General features: G+C 73.1%; 12 protein-coding genes and 1 tRNA gene. 5 read left to right on the top strand and 8 right to left on the bottom strand.

Features of this window, described 5'->3' with window-relative positions:
* Positions 1-36: 36 nt before the first annotated feature.
* Both AB1673_07270 and AB1673_07265 read left to right on the top strand, forming a co-directional pair.
* A tRNA-Gln gene (locus AB1673_07270) sits at positions 37-110 on the top strand.
* Between the two features lie 21 nt (positions 111-131).
* Entirely contained in the window at positions 132-230 is a 99-nt protein-coding gene (locus AB1673_07265) for an AURKAIP1/COX24 domain-containing protein (GenBank protein ID MEW6153773.1), read from the top strand.
* Positions 231-277: 47 nt separating this feature from the next.
* Here AB1673_07265 and AB1673_07260 read toward each other — a convergent pair whose 3' ends face one another.
* From AB1673_07260 to ychF, 8 genes are all read right to left on the bottom strand, one after another.
* On the bottom strand, positions 278-976 hold the full coding sequence (locus AB1673_07260; protein ID MEW6153772.1) for a 4-(cytidine 5'-diphospho)-2-C-methyl-D-erythritol kinase: 699 nt from the start codon (positions 974-976) through the stop codon (positions 278-280).
* Complete coding sequence (gene rsmA, locus AB1673_07255; GenBank protein MEW6153771.1) at positions 949-1,773, bottom strand: 16S rRNA (adenine(1518)-N(6)/adenine(1519)-N(6))-dimethyltransferase RsmA; 825 nt, start codon at positions 1,771-1,773, stop codon at positions 949-951. Before rsmA ends, AB1673_07260 begins: the two co-directional genes overlap by 28 nt.
* Positions 1,774-1,822: 49 nt before the next feature.
* The gene (locus AB1673_07250; protein ID MEW6153770.1) at positions 1,823-2,542 is read right to left on the bottom strand and encodes a septal ring lytic transglycosylase RlpA family protein; all 720 of its coding nucleotides are present in this window, start codon (positions 2,540-2,542) and stop codon (positions 1,823-1,825) included.
* A 152-nt stretch (positions 2,543-2,694) separates the two neighbouring features.
* The gene (locus AB1673_07245) at positions 2,695-3,441 is read right to left on the bottom strand and encodes a TatD family hydrolase (GenBank protein ID MEW6153769.1); all 747 of its coding nucleotides are present in this window, start codon (positions 3,439-3,441) and stop codon (positions 2,695-2,697) included.
* A complete protein-coding gene (metG, locus tag AB1673_07240; protein MEW6153768.1) occupies positions 3,441-4,955 on the bottom strand; it encodes a methionine--tRNA ligase in 1,515 nt (504 codons plus the stop codon). The genes AB1673_07245 and metG overlap by 1 nt, the downstream gene beginning before the upstream one ends.
* A complete protein-coding gene (gene rsmI / locus AB1673_07235; protein MEW6153767.1) occupies positions 4,952-5,812 on the bottom strand; it encodes a 16S rRNA (cytidine(1402)-2'-O)-methyltransferase in 861 nt (286 codons plus the stop codon). The genes metG and rsmI overlap by 4 nt, the downstream gene beginning before the upstream one ends.
* 29 nt (positions 5,813-5,841) lie before the next feature.
* Complete coding sequence (locus AB1673_07230) at positions 5,842-6,171, bottom strand: DUF192 domain-containing protein (GenBank protein MEW6153766.1); 330 nt, start codon at positions 6,169-6,171, stop codon at positions 5,842-5,844.
* A 32-nt stretch (positions 6,172-6,203) separates the two neighbouring features.
* Complete coding sequence (gene ychF, locus AB1673_07225; protein ID MEW6153765.1) at positions 6,204-7,280, bottom strand: redox-regulated ATPase YchF; 1,077 nt, start codon at positions 7,278-7,280, stop codon at positions 6,204-6,206.
* 87 nt (positions 7,281-7,367) lie between these two features.
* Here ychF and AB1673_07220 point away from each other — a divergent pair, with 87 nt between their 5' ends.
* From AB1673_07220 to AB1673_07210, 3 genes are all read left to right on the top strand, one after another.
* Positions 7,368-9,620, top strand: a complete 2,253-nt coding sequence (locus tag AB1673_07220; GenBank protein ID MEW6153764.1) for a prolyl oligopeptidase family serine peptidase — start codon at positions 7,368-7,370, stop codon at positions 9,618-9,620.
* 265 nt (positions 9,621-9,885) lie between these two features.
* Positions 9,886-11,322: an FtsX-like permease family protein gene (locus AB1673_07215; protein ID MEW6153763.1), complete on the top strand. Its 1,437-nt coding sequence runs from the start codon at positions 9,886-9,888 to the stop codon at positions 11,320-11,322.
* Positions 11,322-11,987 carry an ABC transporter ATP-binding protein gene (locus AB1673_07210; GenBank protein ID MEW6153762.1) on the top strand — a complete coding sequence of 222 codons (666 nt, stop codon included), beginning with the start codon at positions 11,322-11,324 and terminating at the stop codon, positions 11,985-11,987. The genes AB1673_07215 and AB1673_07210 overlap by 1 nt, the downstream gene beginning before the upstream one ends.
* The last annotated feature ends 185 nt before the right edge of the window (positions 11,988-12,172 follow it).

The raw sequence follows: 12,172 nt of genomic DNA, 5'->3' as shown, positions 1-12,172 counted from the left end.
CGGGCGGCGAGCGGCCGGTAGCATCGGACCAGAGATTCGGGGGTGGTGTAATCGGCGAGCACGGCAGCCTTTGGAGCTGTCAGGTCCAGGTTCGAGTCCTGGCCCCCGAGCGGCTACCCTGACGGCCGCACATGGGATCGCTCATAAAGAAGCGCCGCAAGCGGATGCGCAAGAAGAAGCACAAGAAGATGCTGAAGGCCACCCGCTGGCAGCGCCGCGCCGGCAAGTAGCGTTCCCCCTGTCTTCGGCTAGCGCCTCATACCGTCGAGGCACTTAGTCAGGCCACCGTCCGCACGACCACCCGGCCGTCACCGGGGAACTCGCCTTCGACGAACCACGTGGCCCCGCTCCCCGCCAGCCGGGGGGCCAGGCCCGTGGCCTCGGCCAGGCGGTCGCGCCACTCGGCCAGTTCGGGGACGACGGCCAGGGCGGCCGGCTCCAGGTCGTTGCCGTTGGGACCGGTCGGGCCGCCCAGGTCGTCCCAGGCCCCGTACACGGCCGCCGTGGGCACGGCCACGGGCGGGACGAGCAGGGTGAACCGCCGGTCCTCGAAGGCCAGGGGCTCCACCGCCTCGCCCGCGCCCGTCACCCACGCCCGCCCGCCCACCAGGCAGAAGGGCACGTCCGAGCCCAGGGAGGCGGCCACCGCCAGGTCGTCGCAGCCCGCCCAGCGCAGCACGGCGGCCGCGTCCGCCGACCCGCCCCCGAGGCCGGCCCCCGCGGGGATGTGCTTGTGGAGATGCACGAGGGCCGTGCGGCCCACGGCCTCCAGGGCCCGGGCCACGAGGTTGGACCCGTCCGGGGGCACTCCGTGGCGGTGGGGGCCGCCGACCACGAGCCCGTCGCCTTCGACGATGTCCACCACGTCGGCGAGGTCGACGGTGACCATCTCGGACTCGATCAGGTGGTAGCCGTCGGGTTCGACGCCCGTGACCCGCAGCGACAGCGTCAGCTTGGCGGGAGCGATGTGCTGCATGCGGCCAGTCTCTCCCAATGGGCCAGGCCGAGCTCCTCGGCCCGGGCCTCGGGGCGCACGCCCGCAGCCTCGAACCCCCGGTCGTCGACCAGCCCGGCCAGCGAGCGCCGGAGCATCTTGCGGCGCTGGCCGAACCCGGCGGCCACCAAGGCGAACATGCGCTCACGGTCAGCGCCGCCGGGCGGGCGGGCGTGACGGCGGATGTCGACGATGGCTGACTCGACCTTGGGCTCGGGCCAGAAGACGGTGGCCGGCACCCGGCCCACGACCTTGGCCGTGGCCCAGTAGGCCACCTTCACCGACACCGCCCCGTAGGCCTCCTCGCCGGGCCCGGCGGCCAGCCGCTCGGCCACCTCCCGCTGGACCATCACCACGATACGGCGTACGGCCGGGACGTGGTCGAGCAGGTCGGCCACCAGGGGGGTGGCGATGTTGTACGGCAGGTTGGCGACCATGGCCCACTCGTCACCGCCGAGCAGGCCGTCCCAGTCGAGGGCCATGGCGTCGGCCTCCACGACGGTCACGCCCGCTCCCGAAACGGTCTCCCGCAGGGCGGGCACCAGCCGGGGGTCGACCTCGACGGCGGTGACCGCCGCCCCCGTCTCGGCCAGGGCGAGCGTCAAGGAGCCGACCCCCGCCCCTACCTCGACGACGCGATCGCCCGGGCCCACGCCCGCCAGCCGGGCCATGCGGCGGACGGTGTTGGGGTCGACGACGAAGTTCTGGCCCCTGGTCTTGGTGGGCCGTGCGCCGTGACGGGCCAGCAGGTCCCGCACCTGCCGGCCGGTCAGCGTCACGGCTCCCGGGAAGGTCGGGGTGAGGAGTGCGCCCCCGGGCGGTGGGCGCCTACCACTCGATGACGACGTCGATCAGCCCCGCCTCGGCGTAGGCCAGGCGCTCGAAGCTGTCGCGCGACAGGTCGATGATCCGGGTGGTGTCGGCCGGGCCCCAGTCGTAGACCAGGCAGGTTGTCACCGCCCCGTTGTGAAGGCGGATGATGCGGATCACCGTGCCGAAGGGTGCCGTGCGGTGGGCGCACGTGCGCTCGGGGGCGTCGTACCACGACGCCACCCCGGACTCCCGCTCGGTCCCCCACGGCGGCAGGTTGGTGGGGACCGGGGAGCCCCCCGGTGGGAAGGGTGCGCTGGCCGCCGCGGCCGGCGGCGTGGTGGTGGTCGTGGTCGTGGTCGTGGTGGGTGGGACGGTGGTGGTGGTGGTGGTCGTCGTCTCCACGGCCGGCTCGATCGTCGGCGCGGTGGTGGTGGCCGTCGCCGGCACGGTCGTCGGTGGTGCGGCCGTGGTGACCGGCTCGGTGACCGGCGCCGCCGGCCCGGCCGAGCTGGCGGAGCCGTCGGGGCCGGCCAGGCCGCTCCCCGAAACCGACGCACGCACGACCGGGGCCGGCGCCACCGCCGCAGGCGCGGCCCGGGCCCCGCCCCCGGGCCGGCCGGCACCCACGAGGGCGGCGTGCGGTGCCCCGCTGATGTCGAACCGGGTGGCCTCGGATCCGCCGCCGGCGTCCCCGCGTAGCCACAGAACGGGCAGAAGCAGTACTGACGCGCACACGCCAACCGCTAGACGCGGGGCGTTGCGCCGTCCGTTTGTGGCCGTCAGGAGGCCCCCACCTTTCCTGTCGGTGCCGCGCAACGGGTCGCGCGACGCGGGAGGGGAAGCGGCCAAACCCTACGGGCCGGTGCGGCCTGCCCGCAAGCCGAGGTTCAGGTCAAGTTGAACGCGGCGGACGCGTTGGCGCTGGTCAGGGCGGCCATCTCTTCCACCGGGACGCCCCTGACGGCGGCCACGGCCGCCCCCACCACGGCCACCAGGGCGGGCTCGTTGCCCTGTCCCCGGTGGGGCACGGGGGCCAGGTACGGGGCATCGGTCTCCACCAGCAGGCGGCTGGGGCTGCAGGTACGGGCCGCGGCCCGCAGGTCGTCGGCCCCCTTGAACGTGACGATCCCGCTGAAAGACAGGTAAGCACCCAGATCGAGGGCCCGGCGGGCTTCGCCTGGCCCTCCCGTGAAGCAGTGGAACACCACCCTGTCGGGCACGCCCTCGGCCGCCAGCACGGCGAAGGTGTCGTCCCACGCCTCCCGGGTGTGGATGACCAGGGTGTGGCCGTGGGCGCGGGCCAGCCCGATCTGGGCCGCGAATGCAGCCCGCTGGACATCGCGGGGGGAGTGGTCGTAGTGGTAGTCGAGCCCGCATTCGCCCACCCCCACCACCCGGGGGGCGTCGAGCAGGGGCAGCAACCCGTCGGTGCCCAAGGTGGCGTCGTGGGGATGGAGGCCGACCGTGGCCCACACCCGCCCGGGCGCGGCGGCCGCCAGCTCGATGGCCGCCTTCGACTTCTCCGGGTCGGTCCCCACGCAGATGACCCGGTCGACCCCCGCGGCCTGCGCCCGGTCGAGGGCGTCAGCCGGCAGTCCCTCGTACTGGAGGTGGCAGTGGGTGTCGGTCCACATCAGCCGGCCTTCTTCCTGGGGAACAGGGGCGCCCCCTTCTCTACCGGAAGGCCGCCGGGATAACCACCCCAGGCGGCCGCCTCGGGCAGGCGCTGGGCGCCGGGCGAGCCCTCCAGACCGATGCGGCGCCAGGCCTCGGTGGCCGCCCCGGGGACGGCCGGCCAGGCCAGCACGCACACCAGGCGGACGGCCTCGAGGGCGTCCCCCAGCACGGCGTCGACCTCGGGCCCCGGCTCGGCCTTCCACGGCTCGTGGGCCTCGAGGTGGGCGTTGGTCTGGCGTATCAGGCCCCAGGTGGCGTCGAGGGCCTCGGAGGGAGCCAGGCGGTCCCAGGCGCCGGCCACCGCCTCGTACACCGAGGCAGCCACCTCCCGCAGCGGGCTGTCGGGCCGGGGCCGGGGGCCGGTGCCGCCGCACTTGCCGGCGACCACGGTCGTCACCCGGGAGACCAGGTTGCCGAAGTTGTTGGCCAGGTCGGCGTTGTAGCGGGCCAGCAGTCCCTCGTAGGAGAAGTCACCGTCCGGGCCGAACGGGGTGTCGCGCAGGATGTGGTAGCGCACGGCGTCGACCCCGTAGTCCTCGATGAGGGCGGCCGGGGTGATCTGGGCCAGCTTGGTGTTGCTCTTGGAGATCTTCTCGCCGCCCAGCAGCAGCCACCCGTGGGCGGCCACGCACCGGGGCGGCTCCAGCCCGGCCGCCAGCAGCATGGCCGGCCAGTACACGGCGTGGAAGCGGATGATGTCCTTGCCCACCAGGTGGTAGTCGGCCGGCCACCACTTAGCGAAGGCGTCGGGGTCGTCGCCGTAACCGGCGGCCGTGATGTAGTTGGGCAGGGCGTCGAACCACACCCACGTCACTTGCGTGGGGTCCCAGGGCAGGGGCACCCCCCAGTCGAACGAGCTGCGGCTGATCGAGATGTCCTGCAGGCCCTGGCGTATGAAACCCAGCACCTCGTTGCGGCGTCCCGCGGGGACGATGGCCTCGGGGTGGGCCTCGTAGTAGTCGAGCAGGCGCTGCTGGTAACGGGAGAGGCGGAAGAACCAGTTCTGCTCGGTCACGACCTCGACGGGGCGTCGGTGGACCGGGCACAGGCCCTCGACCAGGTCGCTCTCGGTGTAGTAGGCCTCGCAGGCCACGCAGTAGAGGCCTTCGTAGGTGCCCAGCTCGATGTCGCCGTTGTCGTGGATGGCCGACAGGAACTTCTGCACCGACCGGGTGTGGCGCCCCTCGGTGGTGCGGATGAAGTCGTCGTAGTCGACGTCGAGCTGGTCCCAGGCGTCGCGGAAACGCCGGCTGTTGCGATCGGCCAGCTCCCGGGGGTGGACGCCCTGGGCGTCGGCCGCCTGCTTGTTCTTGAGCCCGTACTCGTCGGTACCGGTGACGAACAGCACCTCGTCACCCAAGAGGCGGTGCCAGCGGCTCACGGCATCGCCGATGACGGTCGTGTAGGCGTGCCCTATGTGGGGCGCGTCGTTCACGTAGTAGATCGGCGTCGTGCAGTAGAACCGGTTCACTGGCCAAGCGTAGGCCGGGCGCCGCCGGCACCCTCAGGCAATTCGCCGGCCAGCCGCTCGGCCAGGTCGTAGACCGAACGCTTGGGCACTCCCAAGCCGGCGGCCACCGCGGCCACGGCCGACTTCTTGTCCTCGCCGGCCACCAGGCGGGCTCGGAGGGCGTTCTCGACGTCGTCGGGCCCGGCGGCCGCGGGCGGGGGGGCACCCTCGACCACCAGCACGTACTCCCCCCGGGGGTCGCGGGCCGCCAGGTGGCCGGAGGCCTCGCTCAGCGGTCCCCGCCAGAGCTCCTCGTGCACCTTCGTCAGCTCCCGGGCCACGGCCACCCGGCGGTCGCCCCCCAGGGCCGCGGCCAGGTCGGCCACCGTCTCGCGCACCCGGTGGGGGGCCTCGAAGAGCACAGCCGTCCTCTGCTCGTCGGCCAGGGCGGCCAGCCGCTGCGCCCGGGCCCGGCCCTTGCGGGGCAGGAACCCCTCGAAGCAGAAGCGGGCCGTGGGCAGGCCGCTGACCACCAGGGCGGCCAGCGCGGCCGAGGGGCCGGGCACCACCGTCACCTCGTGGCCGGCGGCCACGGCCGCCGCCACCAGCCGCTCCCCGGGGTCGGAGACGGCGGGCATGCCCGCGTCGGTCACCAAGGCCACCGTGGCCCCGGCCGCCAGGCGGTCGAGCAGGGACCGGGTCTTGGCCGCCTCGGTGTGCTCGTTGAGGGTCACGAGCCGGCCTCCGGCGGCCAGCCCACAGTGCGACAGGAGCTGGCGGGCCCGGCGGGTGTCCTCGCAGGCGATCGTGCCGGCCGCGGCCAGGGTCTCGACCGCCCGAGGGGACAGGTCACCCAGGTTGCCGATAGGGGTGGCCACCAGCACCAGGCGGCCGCCACCGTGGCCCGTCAGCTCCGCACCTCGAGCCGGTCGCCGGGCCGCAGCTTCCACCGGTCGAAGGCCCCGGCCTCGGCCTCGATCACGCAGCGGCACCGCGGGGACGGGCGGGTGAGCCGGTTGGGGACGAGCGTCAGCGACCGGAGCACAACCAGGTCGCGGTCGCAGAAGGCCACGTCGATCGGGAAGCGCATCCCGAAGCTGTGGACCGACCGGCACGGGTCGAGCAGCAGGGCTCCGTCCACATGGTCACGCCCGAGCAGGCCCCGCATGCGGTCCTGGCGGCTGGTGGCCAGCTCCAGGGCAGCCAGCACCTCCTCGTCCCTCAGCAGCCAGGCCATGGGTCAACGCCAGCAGGAGCCGGTCGCCGCGGTCACACGTTGAAGCGGATCTCGAGCACGTCGCCGTCGGCCACCACGTACTCCTTTCCCTCGACCCTCAGCTTGCCCGCGTCGCGGGCCGCCGACCACGACCCGAGCGACAGCAGCTCGTCCCACTGGACCACCTCGGCCCGGATGAAGCCCCTCTGGAGGTCGGAGTGGATCACCCCCGCGCACTCGGGGGCCTTGGCCCCGGCCCTGAACGTCCACGCCCTCGACTCCTTGTCACCGGTGGTCAGGAACGTCCGCCGTCCCAGCAGGTGGTAGGCGGCCCGGACCACCCGGGGCAGGGCCCCTTCACCCAGGCCCAGGCCGTCGAGCAGCTCCTGGCGGTCGGCCGGGTCGAGGCGGGCGGCCTCGGACTCGAGCTGCACGCACACCGCGAGCACGTCGGCGGCTTCGCCCAGCTCGGCGGCCACCGGCTTGGTGATCACCTCGGCGTCGTCGAGCTGGTCCTCGCCCAAGTTGACCACGGCCAGCACCGGCTTGGTGGTGAGCAGGAACATGGGCTTGAGGGCTTCGCGCTGCTCGGCCGAGAGACCCGACCGGTAGATGGGGACGCCGGCGTTGAGCTCGGCCAAGGCGGCGTCGAGAACGGCCACCGCGGCCACCTGGCTGGGGTCACCCTTGACCATCTTGCGCCGCTTGGCCACCTGGGCCTCGGCCGACTCGGCGTCGGCCAGCACGAGCTCCAGCTCCAGGGTGTGGAGGTCGGCCAGCGGATCGGAGCCGCCGGTCACGTTCGGGTCGTCGAAGGCCCGCAGCACCATGACCACGGCATCGACCTCGCGGATCCCGCCCAGGAAGCGGTTGCCGAGGCCCTCGCCACTGGCCGCCCCGGCCACGAGGCCGGCGATGTCGACGAGCTGCACGGTGGCCGCCACCTTCTTGCGCGACTTGCTCATCTCGGCCAGTGCGTCGAGCCGCGGGTCGGCCACCTGGGCGATGCCGACCGTCGTGTCGGTCGTCGAGAAGGGGTGGGGGGCGACGAGCGCCGACCCGCCCGTCAGGGCGTTGAAGAGTGCCGACTTGCCCGAGTTGGGCAGACCAACCAGGCCGAGCCGTTCCATTGCGGCTGAGGTTAGGCGCTGGCCGTGGGTCGGGGGCACAGTCCCCGGCCCACGGCCAGCGCGGGCCCGATCGACGACACGTCGTGGATGGCAAGCGCGGCCCGACCGCGCGAGCGCCCGCCAGCCGGGCAGGGATGGGGGAGCACGGCCCAGCCGTGCGCCGGGGGCGCAAGCCCGGCCCGGGCCGGTCCGTCCGCTAGCCTCGCCGGACCATGTCCAAGAAGACCAGCAAGCGCAAGATCCGCAGCCGCAAGAACAAGGCCAACCACGGCAAGCGGCCCAACGCCGGCCGTTAACCCCAGGTTCCCCCCGGCCCCGCCCACCCGGCGGGACGGCACCGTCGACGTCCTCCACGGGATCGCGGTCCCCGACCCCTACCGGTGGCTGGAGGACGGGGACGCGGCCGAGGTCCGCCAGTGGGCGGCCGCCCAGGACGCCCGCGCCCGGGCCTTCCTCGACGCCCTGCCCCAGCGCGAAGGCTTGCACGGCCGGTTCGTCGAACTGCTGAGGGCGGGCACGGTGTCGGCCCCGGCCCTGGCCGGCGACCGGGTGTTCACGCTGGAGAGAGCGGGCGACCTCGACCAGGCGGTGGTCGTGCTGCGCTCGGCCTCTGACCCGGCCGAGCCGCCCCGGGTCGTCGTCGACCCTCACCACCTGGCCGCCGACCACGCGGCCGCCGTCGACTGGTTCTCGCCGTCGCCCGACGGGCGCCTGCTGGCCTACGGCGTCTCTGAGGCCGGGAGCGAGCACGGGGTGCTGCGGATCGTCGACATCGACGGCAACCGCCTGCTCGACGACGAGATCGGCCCTGTCCGCCACCCCTCGCCGGCGTGGCTGCCCGACGGTTCGGCCTTCGCCTACAGCCGCCTGCCGACCCCCGGCACGGTGGCCGCCGGGGACGAGGGCTACTGGGAGAGCCTGTGGTGGCACACCGTCGGCACCAGCGCCGACGAGGACGAGCCCCTCCTGGCCGACGGGCTCGAGCGCACGGCCCTGCCCTACGCCACCATCTCGCCCGACGGGCGCTGGCTAGCCCTGCACGTCCACCTCATGCCCACCCGCACCGACGTGGTGCTGCTCGACCGCCTCACGGGCACGCGCACGGTCGTCATCGAGGGCGAGGAGGCGGGCACCGCCGCCCAGGTGGTCGGGGACCGGCTCTTCGCCTCCACGACCCACGGTTCCCCCCGGGGGCGGGTCGTCAGCGCCCTGGTGGGGCGCCCCGAGGCGGCCAACTGGCAGACGGTGGTGGCCGAGGGGGAGGGCGTCGTGGACGGCTTCGCCGTGGCCGGGCGTTCGTTGCTGGTGGCCGTGACCGAGCACGCCGTGTCCCGGCTGTGGCGCTACGGGCTGGACGGCTCGGGGGCCACCGAGGTCGGGCTGCCCGAACTGGGCTCGATCGGGGCCATGGCGACCGACGGCACCAGCGAGCGGGCGTTCGTGACGTTCACGTCGTTCACCCGCCCGCCCGCCCTGTGGCGCTGGACGCCGGGGGCCGCGCTGGAGCCCTGGAGCTCGCACCGCGCCCCCGCCGACCCGGCCCGCTTCCGGGTCGAGCAGGTGTTCTACCCCTCCACCGACGGGGCCCGGGTCCCGATGTTCGTGGTGTCGGCGGCCGGCAGCGAGGCCGGGCCGGGCACGCCCACGGTCCTCAGCGGCTACGGCGGGTTCGCCATATCCTCGACCCCCGCCTTCTCCCCTGGAGCCCTGGCCTGGTGCGAGGCTGGAGGAGCCTTCGCCCTCGCCGGCATCCGGGGCGGGGCCGAGTACGGCGAGGACTGGCACCGGGCGGGCATGCGGGCCCGCAAGCAGCAGGTGTTCGACGACTTCGGGGCGGCCGCCGACTGGCTGGTGGCCGAAGGCCGCACCAGCCCGGAGCGGCTGGCGGTCCGGGGCGGCTCCAACGGCGGGCTACTGGTGGGAGCCATGGTCACCCAGCGGCCCGGCCTGTGCCGGGCGGCGGTGTGTTCGGTGCCCCTGCTCGACATGCTGCGCTACCACCGGTTCCTCATCGGCGCCCTGTGGGTGCCCGAGTACGGTGACCCCGACGACCCCGACGACTTCGCCGTGCTCCACGCCTACTCGCCCTACCACCGGGTCGTCGACGGCCTCGACTACCCCGCCCTGCTGGTGACCACGGCCGAGTCCGACTCGCGAGTCGACCCGCTCCACGCCCGCAAGTTCACGGCCCGCATGCAGCAGGCCGGGGCCGACGTGCTCCTGCGGGTGGAGGCCCGGGCGGGCCACGGACAAGGCAAGCCCCGCTGGAAGCAGGCCGACGAACTAGCCGACACCTGGGCCTTCCTGGCCGACCAACTGGACGGCCGCGCCGAGTCCTGAACCAATGGCCGGGCTGAGTACCGCCCGGCCGACGTCGCAGCGGCGGTGTCGTCGACGTGGTCGTAGACGCGGCCGTCGAGCCGATGGTCCGCCGATGGTCCGCCGATGGTTCGCCGGCGGCACCCCCGCGCCAGGGAACTGGCGGCCGATTCCGTTGAGTTTCCCAGCCCGTTCCCAGCCGGCGCTGGTGGGGTGAGGGCACGATGCTCATTCAGACAACCCATCCCGTCCTCAATCCGGGTGGTCCGCGCACGAGGAGCGCGCCGTGAGCGTGCTGGCCCGCGGCATGCGGAACGCTTTCCGCAACGGCATCCGTACCGTCTCCATCGTCGCCATCCTGGGACTGAGCGTAGGGCTGGCGCTCACCATGGTCCTGGCCCGCCATGCGGTACAGGCCAGGATCGAGTCGGTCGAGGCCTCGATCGGCAACATCATCACCGTTTCCCCTGCCGGGGTGCGGGGTTTCGCAGGCGGCGGCGACCCTCTGACTGGGAGCCAGCTTGGGCCCATCCACGCCATGGCCCACGTGGTGGCGGTGACGGAAACGCTCAACGATCGTCTCACCGCAGCCGACACCGAGTTGCAGTCCGCCCTAGAGCTGGGCGCCCTCGGTGCCCGAGCACAGCCGGGCGCCAACGCACCTGCCCAGAACCCACAGTTCAGCGGGGGCGCCGGACCGGGGGGCTTCTCGGCGCCGATCGTGGTGATCGGTACGAACGACCCCACCAACCTGCAGACCTTCGGGGTGGGCGCCGGCGTCACCCTGACGGCCGGTGCCGCCTTCCCGGCGGGCTCGAACGACGCCGTCGCCCTCCTTGGCTCGGGCCTCGCCACCAAGAACAACCTGAGCGTCGGCTCGACGTTCCAGGCCTATGGCACCGACTTCACGGTGGCCGGCATCTTCGACACCGGCGGCAACCGGTTCGCCGACAGCACCATGGTGGCCCCCCTCTCGACCGTTCAGCGAGTATCGGGACAGTCCGACGCGGTGACCCAGGCCGTCGTGCAGGTGGACTCGATCACCAACCTGGGGACGACGGCGGCGGCCATCAGGACAATGCTGGGCGACGCCGCCGACGTCACCAGCGAAGCGGACACCTCCAGCCAGGCGCTGGAGCCCCTCAAGAACATCAAGAGCATCTCGCTCTACAGCCTGGCCGGGGCTGTCGGCGCGGGCGCCGTGATCATCTTCCTCACCATGCTGATGATCGTGCGGGAGAGGCGCCGGGAGATCGGCGTGCTGAAGGCCATCGGCGCGTCGAACTTCACGGTCATGCGCCAGTTCATGGTCGAGGCGGTGACCTTCACCCTGGCCGCCGCTGTGATCGGTCTCATGATCGGAGTGGTGGGCGGGAACCCCGTCACCAAGCTCCTCGTCAACAACAGCACGGCCGGCGCAGCCGCGCCGGCCGTAGGCCCGAACGCCGGGGGGCCGGGGCCAGCCGGCCAGTTCCCGGGGCCAGCCAACGTCCCCCGCATACAGGGGGGTGGCGGCCCGGGCCCCGGGGCGGCCCTCGGCGCGGCCCCGGGAGGGGCCGGTATTGCCCAACGGCTGAACCTCACCAACGTCCGTGTCGCCATCGGCTGGAACGTCGTGCTCTACGGACTGGCGGCTGCCGTGTTCATAGCCCTCGCGGGCAGCGCCATCCCATCGCTCCTCCTCGCTCGGGTGCGCCCCGCAGAAGTGCTGAGGGCCGACTGATGCTGCGCGCCACCCGCGTCACCAAGCGGTACCAGTCGGGCGACGCCGGGGTGACCGCCCTCGACGACGTCAGCCTGGAGGTCCCCGATGGCCAGTTCGCCTCCATCGTGGGCAGGAGCGGCAGTGGCAAGAGCACGCTGCTGGCCCTCCTCGGTGCCCTCGACACGCCCACGTCCGGGCACATCGAGGTCGACGGCCAAGACCTCACCGCCCTCCCCTCCAGGGGGTTGACGAAGTACCGGCGCTCCAAGATCGGCTTCGTCTTCCAGGGTTACAACCTCGTCCCCAACCTCACGGCCCTCGAGAATGTCATGCTCCCCATGGAGCTGATGGGGGGCCCGCGCGCCGAGCGCAAGGCCCGCGCCGCCGAGTTGCTGGCCCAGGTCGAGCTGGAGGGCGCCAAGCAGCAGCGCCGGCCGGCCAAGCTTTCCGGCGGGGAGCAGCAGCGGGTGGCCATCGCCCGGGCGCTCGCCAACCGACCGAGCGTCATCCTCGCCGACGAACCGACCGGCAACCTCGACAGTCAGACAGCGAGGATGATCTTCGACCTGCTGCACAGCCTGGCCCGGACGATGAACACGACCGTCGTGACCGTCACCCACGACCTGTCCATCGCCGGCAAGACCGATGTCACCTTCAGGCTCAAAGACGGTCGCATCGCCTGAGCCCTTCGGGACACGAGGGCCTGTGTCTCCCCGGTCAGGCTTCGCCTCGTTCCTGGGCGAAAGCCCCTGGGATGGCCCAAACGTTCGCAGTTGCGTGGGTGGAGAGGCCCGAGCCGAGCCCGGCCCGAGCCGAGAGCCGGCTCCCGGCAACCGAACATGCGGCTGGCAACAAGTGGCCGGGCCCT

This window comes from Actinomycetota bacterium (assembly GCA_040754375.1).
Taxonomy (GTDB): Bacteria; Actinomycetota; Acidimicrobiia; order Acidimicrobiales; family AC-14; genus JBFMCT01.
This window is presented reverse-complemented; position numbering and strand designations above follow the sequence as displayed.